Source organism: Pectobacterium zantedeschiae (assembly GCF_004137795.1).
GTDB classification, from domain to species: domain Bacteria; phylum Pseudomonadota; class Gammaproteobacteria; order Enterobacterales; family Enterobacteriaceae; genus Pectobacterium; species Pectobacterium zantedeschiae.
Window position 1 is genome coordinate 2,732,106 of sequence record NZ_NWTM01000001.1, and the last position, 18,051, is coordinate 2,750,156.

An 18,051-nucleotide genomic window follows, 5' to 3' on the forward strand; every position below is an offset into this window, starting at 1 on the left:
TTAAGCTTAAAGCGAATAAAAAGGCATATAAACACCCGTTTCGGGGGAATATTACGAGGGAGGAAGGGAAGAAAGGAAAATGTAAGAAGTAGACCTTCGGGGCGATGCCAGAAGGTCTACAGAAAAAGAGACTTACAGCGCCCAGCCGCCAGCGTAGAACACCACCAGCGCAATAGCGATAATCACGGTGCCGATGTTCAGTTTACGCCATTCACCGGAGCAGATGCGTCCTAATACCAGCGCACCAAAGCCCAGCATGATGCCAGTCACGATGTTACAGGTCAGTACGATAAATACGGCACATACCAAGCCGGACATTGCATCAACGAAATCATCAAAATTCAGTTTAGAGACGTTGCCCAGCATCAGCAGACCGACGTACATCAGCGCTGGCGCGGTAGCATAGCCGGGAACCAGATACGCTAACGGAGAGACAAACAGCAGCAACAGGAACAACACACCGACTACCGTTGCCGTTAAGCCAGTTTTACCACCGGCCGCCGTACCTGCCGCAGATTCGATGTAGACCGCCGCCGGTGACGTCCCGACCAGACTGGAGAAAATGCTGCTCACGGAGTCTGCAGTCAGTGCTTTACCGCCGTTGATGATTTGCCCGTCTTTATCCAACAGGTTCGCCTGTCCAGCTACAGCACGGATAGTACCGGTGGCATCGAACACCGCGGTCATTACCAGTGCCAACACGCTTGGCAGAACTAGCGGCTGCAATGCGCCCATGATATCCAGACTGAAGATCAGCGACGAACCGTCAGCTGCCGTCAAACTCGGCAACGCAAAGAAGCCAGCGTATTTTACATTCGGGTCAAAAATCAGCCCCAGAATAGAGATCACAACGATAACCAGCAAAATACCGCCCGGCACGCGACGTTTCTCTAAACCGATGGTCGCCGCCAGCCCTAACAAAGACATAATGACGGGGAAAGAGGTGAAATTACCCAGCGCAACCGGCAGGCCGTCAATCGGGTTTTTTACCACCAGACCCACTCCGTTGGCGGCAATAATCAGCAGGAACAGACCAATACCAATCCCTGTACCGTGTGCCACGCCCAGCGGTAAGTTACGCAGGATCCAGGAACGGATGCCTGTGACAGAAATGATGGTAAACAGCACGCCCATCAGGAAAATTGCTCCCAGCGCTACGGGAATACTAATTTGCTGCCCCAGCACCAGACTAAATGCGGTAAATGCGGTCAGAGAGATCGCACAGCCAATCGCCATCGGCAAATTGGCCCACAATCCCATCAGCAGCGATCCTAGTCCGGCAACCAGACAGGTCGCGACAAACACGGCTGCTGGCGGGAAACCAGCCTTGCCCAGCATACTCGGCACCACAATCACCGAGTAAACCATGGCCAGAAACGTCGTCAGGCCAGCTAATACTTCCTGACGCACGTTACTGCCGCGCTGTGTAATTTTGAAAAAAGCATCAAGCGTGCCTTGCGAGCCAGCCTGACGGGTGGTGTTTGACATGGTGGTATCCCCTGAAATGTCATTATTATTTAAGAGCAATTCTGAACGGTTCCCGCGGCCTTGCCCCGCGAGCGCACCAACATCTCTGGTGCACCATGAACCGTATGGCCTCGCACGCAAACGATTAGCTCGCTGAATGCAAAACCGGAAAACGTTACTGTTTCAAGACATTGCAGAATCAAAACAGGCTGTACTAATACGGGCTAGATAAAACGTGCCAGGCAATACGAAGCGCACGATTATCCCGCTTCCCCTGCGTTTATTTCAACTGCTAATCGAGACTATTTACCTATCTCACACCATCTTTCTGGTAAGTAAATACGCCGCCAGTACAGGTAACGCTCAATCCTGCAACCCGCTGAAAACACGTCAGTATGAAGAAAAAGCAGAAAAGGTTTTTAGACGAAAATCAAAACAGCGGTTTACTCCTCACAAACTGAATGTTCATTTTTTTGTGATTCGCATCACAAAAAAGTTGACCACCCGTATCAGTACGAGTATTCTTAAAAACGTGAACAGCATCACAGAAAACAAATCAACTAACAACGAGGAAATGACCATGAAACTGCTGAACAAAATCATCGCTATGTTTGAAAACATCAACATCAACTTTGGTACTTTCAACCAATAATTATTTAAGAATCGTGGGGATAAAAAGATGCGCGTTGTCCGCAAAATCAATCAAATATTAAAAGCGTTGGGCAAAACCTATCGCGGTGTTAACCCCCACGCTATCTTCCGTTAATCGTACTCAGTACGTTAACTCCCTAAAATGGCTGCCATCCGGTGGCCATTTTTGTTTGTGGTATTCAGTGTACTTTACTACGCGACATAGGGATGATTCACACGCCAGTGCTCTGCAATATCCTGACGGCGACAAATCCATACGCGCTCATGCTGCTGGATATAATCCAGAAAACGCTGTAAGGCGCGAAAACGTCCCGGCCTACCGAGTAAACGACAATGCATACCTATGGACAGCATTTTTGGTGCAGTCTCCCCCTCGGCATAAAGCACATCAAAGCTGTCTTTCAAATAGCTGAAAAACTGCTCGCCGCTGTTAAACCCCTGCGGTGAGGCAAAACGCATATCATTGGCGTCAAGGGTATACGGCACGATAAGGTGAGGATGTACATCGCCAGTACTTATTTTCACTGGCATCCAGAATGGCAAATCATCACCATAATAGTCACTGTCGTACCAAAGATCGTTCTGCTCAACGACCAACTTACGGGTGTTGGGACTGTCTCGACCGGTATACCAGCCTCGTGGAGGCTGACCAAATAGCGCCGTTAAGACGTCGATCGCCTTATTCATGTGATCACGTTCAGTATCGATGTCCATATTTTGATAATGAATCCAACGCCAGCCGTGACTCACAACATCGTACTCAGCCGACTTGATAGCATCCACAATCGCCGGATTACGTGCCAGCGCCATCGCGACGCCAAATACCGTTAGCGGCAGGCCGCGCCGCTGAAACTCCTGATGGATGCGCCAAAACCCTGCGCGAGAACCATATTCATACAATGAATCCATTGACATATGACGGTCGGGATAACTCGCAGCGCCAATAATCTCGGACAGAAACTGCTCGGAGCCCGCATCACCATGCAAAACGTTATTTTCCGCGCCTTCTTCATAGTTCAATACAAACTGCACGGCGATTCTGGCATTTCCAGGCCAGTTAGCCTGAGGTGGATTGCCCGCATAGCCAATAAGATCGCGTGGATAGTCTTCGTCAATGGCGCCAATCAATGCGGCAGATGCTTTTATCATCGTCTTATTTCCCTAACGCAAGGTGCTAAAAACGCCACTCAACGGCTTGGCAACAGGATAATCCAGATCGCCATGTTTACTGGTTGTCAGCCCCAGTGCCGACAAGGATTCAATCAGTTTTACGGCTGCGCTGACGCCGTCAATGACCGGAATTTCCAGTTCTTGAGTTAGTGATTGCGCTAAATCGGCCATTCCGCCACAGCCAAGTACAATCGCGCCCACACCATCCTGCCGCAAGGATTGTATACAATATTCGCGCACTTTATTCTGTGCGATACCGCTATCTTGTTCTAATGCCAGAACGGGTAAATCGATCGCATGCAGCGCGGCACAATGGTGCTCAAAACCATAACGCTGTAATAAATGACGAGCGATAATAACGGTACGCGGCAACGTGGTGACAATTGAGAAGCGAGTTGCCACCAGCGTTGCCATATGCAAGGCCGCTTCTGCAATACCAATGACCGGCTTACTAGCAACTTCCCGAGCAGCAAGCAGCCCAGGATCGCCAAAACAAGCAATAATGTGCCCATCCACACCCTGTGCTTTTCCCAGCTTCACTTGTTCCAATACGCCAACCGCCGCTATCGCTTCATCAAAGTGCCCTTCAATAGAAGGCACTCCCTGAGAAGGGGACACCGCAATAATTTTCGTCCCCGCGGAAGCAACAGAACAAGCCGTCATCCTAATCGTTTCCGTCATAGCGAGGCTAGTATTAGGGTTAATAACCTGAATCAAAAGAGGTTTCACGAGAGATCCTCCTTAATATGGCCAAACAAGCGGACAAAATCAGGCTCGGTGTTTTCATCGTTGTCAAAACGTAAGCTGGCAACAATATCATCGAAATGCCGCGCCATCGCCTCAGACATAGCCTGAACATTTTTATCCTGCAGATGCGCGAGAAGGTCGTGATGATCGTGACACCGACACCCTTGCTGCCACGGCGATCCATAAGCGGCAATGACCAGCGACGACCGCAGCGTAAGCTGTGAGACAATCTCCGTTAATACCGTGTTACCAGAAATTGCCTGTAGCTGAACATGGTATGCAGCAGAGAGACGAATCGCTTCCGCACCGTTTTGAGCTGCATGAGCCTGCTGTTCTGCAACGTTCAACTTATCCAACGCAACCAAATGAGATGCGCGACAGTGTGAGACAACCTCAGGCAGATTGGCACATTCAATAAAACGACGCGTCTGAAAAATTTCCCGCGCTTCTTCCACCGAGGGGATCGATACCTGCGCACCACGTTTGGGCGTTAACGTAACCATTTGCACCATAGCAAGACGCTGCAAGACCTTTCGGATCCCCGTTCGGCTCACATCAAATACTTCTGCCAGCGCTTCCTCCGGCAATTTTGTTCCCGGCAACAGTTGGTGTTCCACAATGGCGTTGAGCAACGCCTGATAGATAACATCATCTTTTTGCTGGGATAACAGCGTGTTTTCAAGTCCGTAAGTGTAGTTCATCTCATTATCTCGTTGTCAAACCACCAGAAGATCGTACACAAAAAATATTATTTATGTATACAAAAAAAATGAATAATGGCCTGATTCATGCAACGTCACTTTTACACACAACGTCACTCACTGAACGACCAAGGTAAAAGGAGCAGACTCCATGCCAGAAAAAATCGACGCAAATAATGGCAACAGCATGTACAGTCCCAGACTATGTAATGCGGATTTGGCACCGACCCGCGTTCAAACCTGGTCCTGGTACAACATTTTTTCATTCTGGATGTCAGATGTGCATAGCATGGGGGGATATGTGGTCGCAGCCAGCTTTTTCACGTTGGGATTAGCAAGCTGGCAGGTACTTCTGTGTCTCCTGATGGGCATTTGCATTGTCCAGATTTGTGCCAACCTTGTCGCCAAACCGAGCCAGATGAGCGGTGTTCCCTACGCGGTCATTTGTCGTCAAGCATTCGGCGTGTTTGGAGCCAATATTCCCGCAGTAATCCGTGGCTTAATCGCCTTTGCATGGTACGGAATTCAAACCTATCTGGCGGCACATGCTCTGATGCTGGTGCTGCTGAAATTTTACCCGGCTCTCGCGCCACTAACGCAGAGTCATTGGCTCGGTCTGTCAGCACTTGGGTGGGTTTGCTTTGGCATCATGTGGTTCCTGCAAGCCATGGTGTTCTGGCATGGCATGAACGCGATTAAACGCTTTATCGACTTTGCAGGTCCGGCAGTATATGTCGTGATGACACTGTTGGCCGTCTGGATTATTTATCAGACCGGATGGGAAAACATCTCTTTTACGCTAAGTAGCAAAACGCTAACGACCAGCGAACAAACCTGGCAAATGCTGACCGCAACAGCACTGGTGGTTTCCTATTTTTCCGGCCCATTGTTGAATTTTGGCGATTTCTCTCGCTACGGCAAGAGTATGCAGGAAATCCGCCGTGGCAATCGCTGGGGACTCCCCTTTAATTTCCTGCTCTTTTCCGTCATCACCGTGGTTATTGTTTCAGGAACCCAGTCATTGTTTGGTCGCATGATGACCGACCCCATTGAAACCGTCACACACATTGGCAGCGGCTTTGCCGTTGCGCTTGGCGTACTGACCATGATCATCGCAACAATAGGGATCAATATTGTCGCCAACTTCGTCTCTTCTGCGTTTGATTTCTCGAACTGCTCACCGCAACGTATCAGCTTCCGCACAGGTGGCATGATCGCCGCTGTCGGTTCTGTTCTGCTTACGCCGTGGAACCTCTTCAACTCACCAGAACTGATTCACTACACTCTGGATGTCCTCGGTGCCTTTATCGGCCCGCTGTTCGGTATTCTGCTTATGGACTTCTACGTTATCAAAGGCGGGAAAATTTATGTGGACGATCTCTTCGACGCTACACCAAAAGGACGCTACTGGTATCGAAACGGTTTCAATCCAAATGCGCTGATGGCATTGATTCCCGCAGTGGCTACAGGTTTGCTCATCAGTTTCATTCCGCAATGGCGCGATGCCGCCAACTTCAGTTGGTTTATCGGCGCGTTCCTTGCTGCTGGCGGCTACCGTTATTTAGCACGACATGAACGTGTCGGCGTCACCAGAAAAACCTTTGCCGCACGAGAAATGATGTTAGAGAAGGAATAAAAAACGGCAGACGCCGCATGTGGCTACCCATGCGGCGTTTCTGTATTAAGCGTAGAGCGATACCTCACCTGCCGGGCGAGTTTTAAAGCGGCGATGTAACCAGAGATACTGTTCAGGCGCGCGCATGATTTCTTTCTCAATCACCTTATTTATGTAGCAGGCCGCAGCCTGTTCATCATGATAAGGATAATCCTGTAATTCAGGCTGAATCACCAGTTGATAACCCAACGCATCGGGCTTGCGAATCAGTACCGTCGTCATCATCGCAGGTTTTGCCAGACGACTGATGGTGTAAGTGCCGCTGGTGGTTGCCGCATTTTTCACCGCAAAGAACGGTGCAAACACGCTGCCTTTAGGGCCGTAATCCTGATCGGGAGCGAACCATACCGCTTCACCACGTTTCAGTGCCTGCACCATACCACGTAGATCTTTACGGTCGATCATCGCCTTGTTCGAGCGAGAACGTCCCCAGGTTTGCACCATTTCCATCGCTTTATTATTGTGCGGGCGGTACATCGCCATCATCGGCCGGCACAGCCCCATCGCCCTGCCGCCCAGTTCCAACGACATAAAGTGAATACCAATCACCATCACGCCCTGACCTTTTTCGGTGGCGCGCTGTAAATGTTCCAGCCCTGAAACATCAAACCAATGGCGCACGCGACGATCGGGCCAGAACCAGGCCATGCCAGTTTCGACCAATGCCATTCCGAGCGAAGCAAAGTTGCTGTCGATCATGGCCTCTCGTTCGTCATCGGTAATCGTAGGGAAACACAGTTCAAGATTACGTCGAGCAATCGACACCCGACGTTTAAGAAAGATACGGGATAAACGACCTGCGCTGCTTCCGATTTTCATCAACAGCGGATAAGGAAGTTGGACTAATAAAAACAGCACGCCAAGGCCGAACCAAGTCGTCCAATAGCGCGGGTGGAGTAATGCCCTGGTAAATGTTTGCTTAATCTTCATGATACTCATCTTTAAGTGATTAACAGCGTACCGCATAAAGAGTCGTTCTCATCGCGCTACATCTATCATGACACTTATTTATAGGGATCGTTTCAGCTGTGTGGAAAACTTACTTCTGACCGTTATCGCGCATGAGGTTAAAAAGCAGGATAAACATGCTGATAACACAGAGGGGATTTTGCACAGCCGATGAACGGCTGACGGTAGCTACATCATACCTGATTCATAGTCAATAAAGGAGTAGCAAGATAAGAAATATTCGCAATCTGAGTCGACCTAAAGCTAACATAAGACCATGCGCCAACAAACGCGACTGGCTTCCCAACATCAGGTCATAGAGGATAGCAAGCCATAGCATAATCAAGGACTTGATGGAGTATGATCTTCTCTTACCCTTACCGACTCAATATATTAACCGCCGTCATTGCCAGCATTCCTACGCTAGCTTTTGCCACCACATTCTCCGATAGCACTTTCTTTCATAAAGATTGGGAGATCGTTTGCGATAACACGCTAACGTGCCGGGCGGCTGGCTACTCGCCAGAAGAGAAAAGCATGGGAGAAGTGACAGAAGCTCAAGACGTCTCACTGCTCATAACGCGCCATGCAGGGCAAAACACACCAATAACGGCCGAAGTCACACTCGCTGAGGTACACGAAGGCGTTCCTAAAGGTACCAAACTCACGTTAACCGTTGACGGTGTGGATAAAGGTGCCCTGACCTCAACTGAAGACAATCTCTGGCAGCTAAATGAGACACAAATTGCTGCCGTATTACAGGCGCTGAAAGGTAGCGGGAAAGTCGCTTTTCTACACGATGGCATGGTTTCCGAACTGTCTGGATCTGGTGCCTATGCTGTCTTGCTAAAAATGGATGAGAAGCAGGGCCGCATTGATACAACAGACGCCATCGTCAAAAAAGGGAACAAAAGCAGTGAGCTATCCGCCGTAGCAGCCCCTGTTATCCACGCAGCAGCAACCCAGCAGGAGCCCTCACGAAATCTGACGCATGCGGAACAAGCGGCTATCCAGAAAAAACTGCTTAAGACGCTAAAGCAAGATGACTGCTATGACTTTCCACCACAGGGTGACAGAACAGCAGAACCGATCCTCCTCACGCCGCTCAATGGCAGTATGTCACTGCTCAGCACTCTCTGCTGGCGTGCAGCCTACAACGAAGGCTACGCTTACTGGGTCATCGACAATGCAATGCAAACCCAGCCCCAGCTTGTGACCACAATCGGAGTAAGCTACGAAAACGGTGAAATTACCGCCGTACAGAAAGGGCGCGGACTCGCAGACTGTATGAGCGATAATGCCTGGATATGGGATGGCAAAACATTCCAGCAAAGCAGAGCATCAACCACAGGTTCATGCCGAATGATCCGCCTCGGCGGAACATGGGATTTACCCTACTGGACAGCGACCGTCATTCAACCAGGGAAATGAAAGAAATCGGGGTCACTCGCTGACCTCATATTCCAACATGGGGAAAGCTGACGAGAAAGAATAAAAATGCGCCAGATTCCCCTAAGCGCGTCTGGATTGACTAAACACAATCAATCCAGAAGTGTTGTTCCATAGGAGTTATCAATGGTGCAAAGCCAGTTCCCAACAGCATCTTTCCTGAACACGTAGGTAGCCCGTCGGGTTATTGTGACAATACTCCCTTGCTCATCGGGGTAATGAAGGACGGTTTCCATGATAACTAAAGCGTCTCCACTGCCCTCAATGACCTGCATATTGCCTTGTTCAACAACTAATTGATTTTTAAAATAATCGGCAATAGCGACAAAGGCTTTTCTTATATCATCTTTTCCTCTAGCAACCATTCCTGGCTTGATAACAAGTGCTGCATCCTCGGCATAATAATTCATCAAGGCATCAAAATTTCGTTCAGAAATTGCTTTATCACACGCTTCAATGATTTCGCGTATCGGGTGTGGCTTCATAAGCATTGGCCTCAGTAAAGTGTCATAGAATATTCTGGTTTGAAGAAGACCTATCCATTTGCTGTTAATAATATAATTACCACGTTATAACAACGTTAATGCATACAAAAAGGAGATTACTCAATGATTTCGAAGGATAACGCAGAGCACTATGTCTGGGGCGACAGCTGTGATGGATGGTATCTCGTCAAAAGACAGGATATGAGTATCATTCATGAAAGGATGCCATCAGGAGCTAAGGAAAAACGTCATTATCACTCAGAATCAAGACAGTTCTTCTTTGTGCTTGCTGGTACCCTAACTATTGAATTAGAAGGAGAAGCACACATAATCACTGAACATCAAGGTCTTGAGATTCCTCCCAGTACAAAGCATCAGGCCAAAAATGAATCAGATGATAATGTTGATTTCATTGTCGTATCACACCCGACGACTCGGGGAGACCGTATCGACCTTCTATAGGTCATTCAGCATATAGGATCTAGCGTGACATAATGTCCTATACACTCTGATGTATAAATTTCGATAGACGCGTTTTCCCGAACGACTGAAAACAGTGATAAGCCTTGTCATTACTGGATTTGAGTGGACGTTGAGAGAAGTGTGATTGGAGCGAGTGAAGGGAATCGAACCCTCGTATGCAGCTTGGGAAGCTGCCGTTCTACCATTGAACTACACTCGCACAGAGAGGCGAGTGGCATTATAGCGCTATGCCGTTGCCGAGCAAGTAAAAAACCCGGCAAAGTGCTGTTGTTTTAGCCGATCATGCAGCCGTGGATAGCGGTAGGAATAGCGTCTCATAACCATTTGAAATGACGTGCCAGGCAAAGTAGGCAAATAACAGTGCGGATATCAGGCTACAGTAAAATGAGATGCGCTCTTTTAGCAACCGCTGGCCGTATTTTACCAGCGCCGCGAGGAACAACGTCCACAATATCCCCCCAACAAAAAAGCCCAGCAGAAACAGGCTGATCATGAAGGCAGAACCATCGGTAGACTGTGCAATAATGGTGCCGCCAATCGCCGCAAACCACAGTAACGCAGTCGGTGAGGCCAGCGCCATGCCGACACCGCTGAAAAATTCAGTGTACCGGGCTGGTGGCGTGGTGGAATCCATAGCATTCGCAGTCGTAGACAGCTCGGCAAAACGTTTAACCTGATAGTCGCGCCATGCCGCACGCGCCATGCTGATCGTCATCCAGATCAGAATCAGTCCGCCGCCAATCCATAACGCCCAGCGCACCGGTGTCAGATTAAACACCACCGCCAGTCCTAGCACCGACAACGTGGCATAAAACAGATCGCCAAAACAGGAACCTAGCCCGATATAAAACGCCGAACGCGCCCCATGCCGCAGCCCACGGTTAATAATCGCAGTATTGACCATCCCCAGATCGAGACACAGTGACAGAGATAGCAGCATCCCCGTGAAGACAACTAACAGCATGGTATTCCCTTAGAGCGTTAAGCAATAAGGCGAGTGTAGAGCGCAGGGGAAACGCTGTATTGTCAAAAATTGATACGGCGGAACTGCCCCGGTGTCATGGCGTTGTAGCGGTTGAAGGCTTTCGTGAAATGCGCCTGATCGGCAAACCCGACATCGCCTGCGACCTGACTGATCGCCGTGCCCTGCCGCAGCAGTTCTCGCGCTTTACACATACGCCGTTGCATCAGCCACGCCAGCGGTGGCAGGCCCACCGCCTGATTAAACGAACGAACCAGGTGCGCAACCGACAAACTTTCCTGCTGCGCTAGCTGATCAAGCGTAGGGACATCGCTGAGATCGTTCAGCAATCCGTCTTTGATCCGCGTGATCCGCTCTGCCTCTTTGCGCTGGCTCTGAGACGGCATTCTGTGCTGACCTTCCATCAATCCTGCCAGCAGCAGGATAATGCGTTCCTGACGGGTACTGTCGTCCAACTCAGAGGTGACAAGCTGTTTTAACTCGGACGCCAGCTGCGCCGACGGATTCCAGCCCCGTGAGAATAGAAACGTTTGATGGAAATAATGCTCGAATGCCTGCGGGTGAACGTACAACGATGCGCACTGCCAGCGGTCAAAAGCATTGTCGCTGCCCTGTAACTGATTGGGATTGTAAGTCGTCACCATATCGTTGGTTGCAACAAAGGTCTCGCCATCCAACCAGACCGTTTCCAATCCGCTGAGATTGGCACTGATGACGAATTCATCGTGCGTATGCCGTGGAAAGCTGCGACCGTTGGTTAACAGCGCCAGCTCAAACCAGGCATCGCGGTAAGTCATCATGGGGGCGTTCCGATAGTGAATGAATGTCTGAAAATAACATCTTCCCCCGTCGGGCAACAATCACAGAATGACGACAAGAATGCAGAGATAAAATGAGAGGTAGTACTATCGCGGTGAGATCGAGATACGCGGGGCGACCACGGCGCGAGGTGTCCCTACGGGAACCTCATCCCCGTGTTTCCCCTAAAATTTGACCTAGGCGATAACGTCAAACCGGTGCAATTGCACCGGTTTCGAAGGTTCAGCTAAAACGAGCTTATTTCTGCGGACGCATCGCAGGGAACAGGATGACGTCGCGAATGGTGTGGCTGTTCGTGAACAACATCACCATGCGGTCGATACCAATCCCCAGACCCGCTGTCGGCGGCAGACCGTGCTCCAGAGCCGTCACGTAGTCTTCGTCGTAGAACATCGCTTCGTCATCGCCTGCATCTTTAGCATTGACCTGCTGCGCAAAACGCTCAGCCTGATCTTCAGCATCATTCAGCTCGGAGAAGCCGTTACCAATTTCACGGCCGCCGATAAAGAACTCAAAGCGATCGGTGATTTCCGGGTTCTGATCGTTACGACGCGCCAGCGGTGACACTTCAGCCGGATATTCGGTGATGAAGGTCGGCTGGATCAGACTGCTTTCTGCCGTCTCTTCGAAGATCTCGGTAACGATGCGGCCTAGGCCCCAACTCTTCTCGATCTTGATGCCCAGAGACTGTGCGATCGCGGTCGCTTTCTCCAGATCGTCCAGATCGGCAACGTTGGTTTCAGGACGGTATTTGCAGATCGCTTCGCGCATCGTCAACTTCTCGAATGGCTTACCGAAGTCAAATGTCTGATCGCCATACACCACTGTCGTCGAGCCCAGCACGTCCTGCGTCAGCGTACGGAACAGATTTTCCGTCAACACAATCAGGTCTTTATAATCGGCATACGCCATATAAAGTTCCATCATGGTGAATTCAGGGTTGTGGCGTGGGGAAACGCCTTCGTTACGGAAGTTACGGTTGATCTCGAACACACGCTCAAAACCACCTACGACCAGACGCTTCAGGTACAGTTCCGGCGCGATACGCAGGTACATGTCAATGTCCAGCGCGTTATGGTGCGTGATGAACGGACGAGCAGACGCGCCGCCAGGGATCACCTGCATCATCGGCGTTTCCACTTCCATAAAGCCGTGATCGACCATAAAGCTACGGATCGCCGCCATCACTTTGGAACGAATACGGAAGGTATTGCGAGATTCGTCGTTAGCGATCAGATCCAAATAACGCTGACGGTAGCGAGTTTCCTGATCGGCCAGACCGTGGAATTTATCCGGCAGCGGACGCAGCGCTTTGGTCAAAAGACGCAGTTCGGTACAGTGAATCGACAGCTCGCCAGTCTTGGTTTTGAACAGCTTGCCACGCGCACCTAAGATATCGCCCAGATCCCATTTTTTGAACTGCTCGTTATAGATGCCTTCCGCCAGATCGTCGCGAGCAACATACAGCTGAATACGGCCACCCACGTCCTGCAAGGTCACGAAAGAAGCTTTACCCATGATACGACGGGTCATCATACGGCCCGCAACGGTCACTTCGATACCCAGTTCTTCCAGCTCTTCGTTCTCTTTGGCATCGAACTCAGCGTGCAGACGATCGGAGGTGCTGTCACGGCGGAAATCATTCGGGAATGCAATCCCGTTTTCACGCAGCGTCACCAGCTTTTCACGACGCGTTTTTAATTCATTATTCAGATCTTGCGCCTGATCGGCACCCTGTGATTGTGATTCAGCCATGTGAATTCTTATAACCCCGCTTTTAAACTTGCTTCAATAAATTTGTCCAGATCGCCATCGAGTACGGCCTGAGTGTTACGTGTTTCCACTCCAGTACGTAAATCTTTGATGCGCGAATCATCCAGAACATAGGAACGAATCTGACTGCCCCAACCGATATCCGATTTGTTGTCTTCCATCGCCTGTTTCTCAGCATTTTTCTTTTGCATCTCAAACTCGTACAGCTTGGCTTTCAGCTGTTTCATCGCCTGATCTTTGTTTTTATGCTGGGAACGGTCATTCTGACACTGCGTAACAATGTTGGTCGGAATGTGGGTAATACGCACCGCGGATTCTGTCCGGTTAACGTGCTGACCGCCCGCACCGGATGCGCGGTAAACGTCAATACGCAGGTCGGCCGGATTGATTTCGATATCAATATCATCATCGACTTCCGGGTAGACAAACGCGGAGCTGAACGAGGTATGACGGCGACCACCGGAATCGAACGGGCTCTTACGCACCAAACGGTGTACACCAGTTTCAGTGCGCAGCCAGCCAAACGCATAGTCACCAATGATCTTGATGGTGGCAGATTTTGTACCGGCCACGTCACCGTCTGACTCTTCAATAATTTCGGTTTTAAACCCTTTGGCTTCGGCCCAACGCAGGTACATACGTACCAGCATGCTGGCCCAGTCCTGTGCTTCCGTCCCGCCAGAACCCGCTTGAATATCTAGATAGCAATCCGCGCTGTCGTACTGGCCGGAGAACATGCGACGGAATTCGAGCTGGCCTAATTTATTTTCCAGCGCGTCCAGCTCTAGCGAGGTTTCATTAAAGGTGTCTTCGTCGTCTTCTTCCACCGCGAGCTCAAGCAGACCCGTCACATCTTCCAGACCCTGGGCCAGTTGATCGATGGTGTCTACGATGGCTTCCAGCGAGGAACGTTCTTTTCCCAATGCCTGAGCACGTTCAGGCTCATTCCAGACATCAGGCTGTTCCAGTTCAGCGTTTACTTCTTCGAGGCGTTCTTTCTTGGCATCATAGTCAAAGATACCCCCGAAGAACGTCGCTACGTTCAGACAGATCTTGAATGCGGTTTTTTACCGGATTAATTTCAAACATGATTTTTTATATTCTTACGTTAAGTCGTTGACAACGGAATGATGTAACCCGCCATTCTAGCGGATAAAAGGCCCATTTTATAGACATTCCGCCCGCCGTATTCGGTTCACGCGCGCGGCCACAGATGTTGAATCAACAGTTGCACCGAGCGTTTACCACGAAATTCGTTAATATCCAGCCGGTACACCATTTCCACTTCTTTAATGCTCGGATCCGGCCAAACGGTGGTATCGACATTAAACGCGATGCCATCTAACAGTGGCACAGTTCCTGTTACGCCAATCGGCTCAAACATCGCTTTCAAATGACGTTCTTTAAGTAAGCGAGGTTGCAGAATACGAAAGCAGCCATCGAACGTCGGTTCAGGGAATGCCTGTCCCCACGGCCCCGCGTAGCGCAGCATTTCTGCCGTTGAGAGCAAATTCAGTTCTGGCAGAGCCAGCTCGCCATCAGACCAGACGACGCCTTCAAGATGAGACGGATCGAGCCACTCGCCCACCAGTTCACCAAAGCGCTGGCGGAAATCCTCGAATCGATCTTCATGCAGCGATAGCCCTGCTGCCATTGCATGTCCACCGAACTTATCCATCATGCCGGGATACAGCGTATCCAATCTTTCCAGCGCATCACGCAGATGCAGACCCGCAATGGAACGTCCCGACCCTTTCAGCATGCCGTCTCCGGCAGGTGCAAAGGCAATAACCGGACGATGGAAACGCTCTTTAATACGCGAGGCCAGAATACCAACAACGCCCTGATGCCACTCTGGGTGATACATCGCCAGACCGTAAGGCAACTCAGTGCGGGTACGCTCCAGCGATTCACACAGACGCAACGCTTCCACCTGCATTCCCTGTTCGATCTCTCGCCGATCCTGATTCAATGCGTCTAAATCGTTAGCCAACATGCGCGCCTGAGTAATGTCATTACTCAATAACAGTTCGACGCCAACCGTCATATCATCCAGCCTTCCGGCAGCGTTCAGACGTGGCCCAATGGCAAAACCTAAATCGCTGGCGACCAGTTGAGTAGCATCGCGGTTAGCCACTTCCAGCAGCGCTCGAATGCCCGGACGACACTCGCCTGCACGAATGCGATTCAACCCTTGAGCCACCAGAATCCGATTGTTAGCATCCAGCGGCACCACATCAGCCACTGTGCCCAACGCAACCAGATCCAGTAATTCAGTGAGATTCGGCTTCGCCAGCCCCTGTTGCGTAAACCAGTCGCTGTCACGCAGACGCACAAATAGCGCCATCATCAGATAAAACGCAACGCCCACGCCTGCCAGCGCTTTGGAGGGAAACGGACAGTCAGGTAAATTGGGGTTAATCATGGCGTCGGCGTCAGGCAAAATTTCGCCCGGCAGGTGGTGATCGGTCACCAGCACCGCGATACCGCGCCGATGCGCATCCTCGACACCCGCATGAGAAGATATCCCGTTATCAACGGTAACAATCACTTCAGCCCCCAGCGCGGCAGCTTGCGCCACCACAGCTGGGCTTAGCCCATAGCCATCTTCAAAACGGTTCGGCACCAGATATTTTACGTTCGCGCCGCCCATGCTGCGCAACGCCAGTACGGCAAGCGTAGTGCTGGTGGCACCATCAGCATCAAAGTCGCCAACAATCACGATACAGCGCTTCTCTGCGAGCGCCAGTTGCAACAGGTCGATCGCTTTATCAATACCGCTGAGTAAACGGTAATTGAGTAAACCACTCAGGCTACGTTCCAGCTCCTGAGCCCCTTTAACGCCGCGCTGCGCATAGAGGCGACGCAGCAAAGGCGGAACGGTGTCAGGTAAATCAATATCCTCCGCCAGCGGACGCCGACGGAGTTGGGTAATCATATCCACGTAGCATTAACCGCCGGTTTTCTTCGAGGCTTTATGTGCTTCCAGCATCGCCAACATCTCTTTCGGCCCCTGATATCCCGGTACAACCATGCCATCTTGCAGCACGATAGCAGGGGTACCCTGCACACCAAACTGGATGCCCAGTTGGTAATGCGCAGCGATATCGGTTTTACACGTTGCTGGCGAGATCGCTTCGCCCTTCATCGCGTTATCAAATGCTTTATTGCGATCAGCCACGCACCAGATAGACTGCATATCTTTCGCTGCCGCGGATTTCATCCCCTGACGTGGGAAAGCTAAATAGCGCACAGTGATGCCCAACGCATTGTAATCTTTCATCTGCTCATGCAGTTTGTGGCAATACCCACAGGTGATGTCGGTGAAAACGGTAATAACGTGTTTTTCCTGTGCGGCTTTATAAACAATCATCTGTTCCTGTAGCGCATCCAGCTTGCCAATCAGGATTTTATTGGTGGTGTTGACCGGCATCGTTCCGCTCACGTCGTAAAGCGGGCCTTGCAGCAAATGCTTGCCATCTTCGCTGATGTACAGCACGCCGCTATCGGTAATGACGGTTTTCATGCCTGCCATTGGCGAAGGCAGGATTTCAGCGCCCTGCATATCCAAACGCGTCAGCGTCTGCTTGATTGCGGCATCGTCGGCGTGAGCAAAATTGGTCGCCGTCGCTACCAGTAAAGAAAGCAGTAATAACCCTTTTTTCATTTCATCAATCCTGTTGTGTCGCAACGTCATGGTGAATACGTCGCTCGTAGCAATACGCCAAGGTGGTTGGCGAGAGGCCCCGCCAGTCAGATAACATCCTGTTACTCTGTCTATTTACTCTATGCTATGCACGCGGATGGTGCTGTTGATGAAGCTGCTTCAACCGCTCCGTCGCCACATGGGTGTAAATCTGCGTCGTGGATAGATCGCTGTGCCCTAAGAGCATCTGTACGACCCGTAAATCCGCGCCGTGGTTCAATAAATGGGTAGCAAACGCGTGACGTAAAACGTGTGGCGAGAGCTTTTCGCTATCGATAGATGCCAGCACCGCATAATGTTTGATGCGATGCCAGAACGTCTGGCGCGTCATTTGTCGTGCGCGATTGCTGGGAAACAGGACATCCAGCGTCTGCCCGTTCAATAACCACGGGCGACCGTGTTCCAGATAATACTCGATCCAATACACCGCCTCTTCACCCAGCGGCACCAGCCGTTCTTTATTACCTTTCCCCAGCACGCGGACAACGCCTTGCCGCAGGCTGACATCGCTCATCGTCAAACCGACCAGTTCGGAAACACGCAGCCCCGTCGCATACAATACCTCAAGCATGGCTTTATCGCGTAATTCCAGCGGTTGTTCAATGCTAGGGGCGTTGAGTAACGAATCAACCTGCGCCTCGCTCAAATCTTTGGGTAGACGCTGCGGCAGTTTCGGGGACGACAGCACTGCGCTAGGATCGTCGCTACGCTGCTTTTCCCGATAAAGGTACTGAAAGAAGCGACGCATCGCACTGAGCAAACGCGCCGAACTCGTCGCTTTATAGCCTCCATCGATCCTATCAGCGAGAAACGCCTGAAGATCGAGCGACTGCGCCTGTAGCAAATCGTTGTCATGATGTGCAAGCCACTCCGCAAGCGTTCGCAGATCTAGCCGATAAGAGGCCAGCGTATTCTCGGCCAGATTTCTTTCCAGCCACAGCGCATCGAGAAACTGTTCGATAAGCGCCTGATCGTGTTCTTGCATCGCCGTGTCC

17 protein-coding genes and 1 tRNA gene are annotated in these 18,051 nt (G+C 50.7%); 4 read left to right on the top strand and 14 right to left on the bottom strand.

Translation table 11 applies throughout. The features are described from left to right. Positions 1-132 precede the first annotated feature (132 nt). The gene (locus CLR69_RS12295; protein WP_129702887.1) at positions 133-1,488 is read right to left on the bottom strand and encodes an NCS2 family permease; all 1,356 of its coding nucleotides are present in this window, start codon (positions 1,486-1,488) and stop codon (positions 133-135) included. Positions 1,489-1,702: 214 nt separating this feature from the next. Here CLR69_RS12295 and CLR69_RS12300 point away from each other — a divergent pair, with 214 nt between their 5' ends. Further along, positions 1,703-2,119, top strand: a complete 417-nt coding sequence (locus tag CLR69_RS12300) for a hypothetical protein (protein WP_129712780.1) — start codon at positions 1,703-1,705, stop codon at positions 2,117-2,119. 191 nt (positions 2,120-2,310) lie between these two features. Here the strand turns inward: CLR69_RS12300 and puuE are convergent, their stop codons facing one another. The 3 genes from puuE to CLR69_RS12315 are packed head-to-tail and all read right to left on the bottom strand — an operon-like array spanning position 2,311 to position 4,736. Beyond that, on the bottom strand, positions 2,311-3,267 hold the full coding sequence (puuE, locus tag CLR69_RS12305; protein WP_129702885.1) for an allantoinase PuuE: 957 nt from the start codon (positions 3,265-3,267) through the stop codon (positions 2,311-2,313). 12 nt (positions 3,268-3,279) lie between these two features. Further along, positions 3,280-4,017, bottom strand: coding sequence for an aspartate/glutamate racemase family protein (locus CLR69_RS12310; protein ID WP_129712781.1), 738 nt, complete (start codon positions 4,015-4,017; stop codon positions 3,280-3,282). Next, positions 4,014-4,736 carry a GntR family transcriptional regulator gene (locus tag CLR69_RS12315; RefSeq protein ID WP_129712782.1) on the bottom strand — a complete coding sequence of 241 codons (723 nt, stop codon included), beginning with the start codon at positions 4,734-4,736 and terminating at the stop codon, positions 4,014-4,016. Before CLR69_RS12315 ends, CLR69_RS12310 begins: the two co-directional genes overlap by 4 nt. A 151-nt stretch (positions 4,737-4,887) precedes the next feature. Here CLR69_RS12315 and CLR69_RS12320 point away from each other — a divergent pair, with 151 nt between their 5' ends. Continuing rightward, on the top strand, positions 4,888-6,372 hold the full coding sequence (locus CLR69_RS12320; protein WP_129712783.1) for an NCS1 family nucleobase:cation symporter-1: 1,485 nt from the start codon (positions 4,888-4,890) through the stop codon (positions 6,370-6,372). A gap of 45 nt (positions 6,373-6,417) precedes the next feature. Here CLR69_RS12320 and lpxP read toward each other — a convergent pair whose 3' ends face one another. Beyond that, a complete protein-coding gene (gene lpxP, locus CLR69_RS12325; protein WP_129702881.1) occupies positions 6,418-7,341 on the bottom strand; it encodes a kdo(2)-lipid IV(A) palmitoleoyltransferase in 924 nt (307 codons plus the stop codon). Between the two features lie 378 nt (positions 7,342-7,719). Here lpxP and CLR69_RS12330 point away from each other — a divergent pair, with 378 nt between their 5' ends. Beyond that, positions 7,720-8,790 carry a DUF1176 domain-containing protein gene (locus CLR69_RS12330; RefSeq protein ID WP_129712784.1) on the top strand — a complete coding sequence of 357 codons (1,071 nt, stop codon included), beginning with the start codon at positions 7,720-7,722 and terminating at the stop codon, positions 8,788-8,790. A gap of 110 nt (positions 8,791-8,900) precedes the next feature. Here CLR69_RS12330 and CLR69_RS12335 read toward each other — a convergent pair whose 3' ends face one another. Next, positions 8,901-9,293, bottom strand: a complete 393-nt coding sequence (locus CLR69_RS12335; RefSeq protein ID WP_129712785.1) for a YybH family protein — start codon at positions 9,291-9,293, stop codon at positions 8,901-8,903. Between the two features lie 123 nt (positions 9,294-9,416). On the opposite strand from CLR69_RS12335, the gene CLR69_RS12340 reads away from it, so the two are divergent. Further along, positions 9,417-9,755 (top strand): cupin domain-containing protein, encoded by a 339-nt coding sequence (locus CLR69_RS12340; RefSeq protein WP_129702878.1) that lies wholly within the window; start codon positions 9,417-9,419, stop codon positions 9,753-9,755. A 146-nt stretch (positions 9,756-9,901) separates the two neighbouring features. On the opposite strand, the gene CLR69_RS12345 is transcribed toward CLR69_RS12340, so the two are convergent. The 8 genes from CLR69_RS12345 to xerD form a co-directional block, all read right to left on the bottom strand. After that, positions 9,902-9,975 (bottom strand) — tRNA-Gly (locus CLR69_RS12345). Between the two features lie 81 nt (positions 9,976-10,056). Further along, positions 10,057-10,740 (bottom strand): LysE family translocator, encoded by a 684-nt coding sequence (locus CLR69_RS12350; protein ID WP_129712786.1) that lies wholly within the window; start codon positions 10,738-10,740, stop codon positions 10,057-10,059. 62 nt (positions 10,741-10,802) lie between these two features. Then, complete coding sequence (locus CLR69_RS12355) at positions 10,803-11,558, bottom strand: AraC family transcriptional regulator (protein WP_129702859.1); 756 nt, start codon at positions 11,556-11,558, stop codon at positions 10,803-10,805. Between the two features lie 256 nt (positions 11,559-11,814). Then, positions 11,815-13,332, bottom strand: a complete 1,518-nt coding sequence (gene lysS / locus CLR69_RS12360; RefSeq protein WP_129712787.1) for a lysine--tRNA ligase — start codon at positions 13,330-13,332, stop codon at positions 11,815-11,817. A gap of 8 nt (positions 13,333-13,340) precedes the next feature. Beyond that, positions 13,341-14,439 (bottom strand): peptide chain release factor 2 gene (prfB, locus tag CLR69_RS12365; RefSeq protein WP_129702857.1). Its coding sequence is split into 2 segments (ribosomal slippage): positions 13,341-14,363 and positions 14,365-14,439, totalling 1,098 coding nucleotides; the frame shifts between segments, so codons are not numbered across the junction. Between the two features lie 106 nt (positions 14,440-14,545). Beyond that, a complete protein-coding gene (gene recJ / locus CLR69_RS12370) occupies positions 14,546-16,294 on the bottom strand; it encodes a single-stranded-DNA-specific exonuclease RecJ (RefSeq protein ID WP_197730555.1) in 1,749 nt (582 codons plus the stop codon). Positions 16,295-16,300: 6 nt separating this feature from the next. Then, on the bottom strand, positions 16,301-17,017 hold the full coding sequence (dsbC, locus tag CLR69_RS12375) for a bifunctional protein-disulfide isomerase/oxidoreductase DsbC (protein ID WP_129702856.1): 717 nt from the start codon (positions 17,015-17,017) through the stop codon (positions 16,301-16,303). A 124-nt stretch (positions 17,018-17,141) separates the two neighbouring features. Beyond that, positions 17,142-18,041: a site-specific tyrosine recombinase XerD gene (gene xerD / locus CLR69_RS12380; protein WP_129712788.1), complete on the bottom strand. Its 900-nt coding sequence runs from the start codon at positions 18,039-18,041 to the stop codon at positions 17,142-17,144. Positions 18,042-18,051 lie beyond the last annotated feature (10 nt).

Bases quoted from the DNA above. Each gene is read 5' to 3' on its own strand.
- CLR69_RS12295 (WP_129702887.1), bottom strand. From the start codon at position 1,488: ATGTCAAACACCACCCGTCAGGCTGGCTCGCAAGGCACGCTTGATGCT.
- puuE (WP_129702885.1), bottom strand. From the start codon at position 3,267: ATGATAAAAGCATCTGCCGCATTGATTGGCGCCATTGACGAAGACTAT.
- CLR69_RS12315 (WP_129712782.1), bottom strand. From the start codon at position 4,736: ATGAACTACACTTACGGACTTGAAAACACGCTGTTATCCCAGCAAAAA.
- CLR69_RS12320 (WP_129712783.1), top strand. From the start codon at position 4,888: ATGCCAGAAAAAATCGACGCAAATAATGGCAACAGCATGTACAGTCCC.
- lpxP (WP_129702881.1), bottom strand. From the start codon at position 7,341: ATGAAGATTAAGCAAACATTTACCAGGGCATTACTCCACCCGCGCTAT.
- CLR69_RS12330 (WP_129712784.1), top strand. From the start codon at position 7,720: ATGATCTTCTCTTACCCTTACCGACTCAATATATTAACCGCCGTCATT.
- CLR69_RS12335 (WP_129712785.1), bottom strand. From the start codon at position 9,293: ATGAAGCCACACCCGATACGCGAAATCATTGAAGCGTGTGATAAAGCA.
- CLR69_RS12340 (WP_129702878.1), top strand. From the start codon at position 9,417: ATGATTTCGAAGGATAACGCAGAGCACTATGTCTGGGGCGACAGCTGT.
- CLR69_RS12350 (WP_129712786.1), bottom strand. From the start codon at position 10,740: ATGCTGTTAGTTGTCTTCACGGGGATGCTGCTATCTCTGTCACTGTGT.
- CLR69_RS12355 (WP_129702859.1), bottom strand. From the start codon at position 11,558: ATGATGACTTACCGCGATGCCTGGTTTGAGCTGGCGCTGTTAACCAAC.
- lysS (WP_129712787.1), bottom strand. From the start codon at position 13,332: ATGGCTGAATCACAATCACAGGGTGCCGATCAGGCGCAAGATCTGAAT.
- dsbC (WP_129702856.1), bottom strand. From the start codon at position 17,017: ATGAAAAAAGGGTTATTACTGCTTTCTTTACTGGTAGCGACGGCGACC.
- xerD (WP_129712788.1), bottom strand. From the start codon at position 18,041: ATGCAAGAACACGATCAGGCGCTTATCGAACAGTTTCTCGATGCGCTG.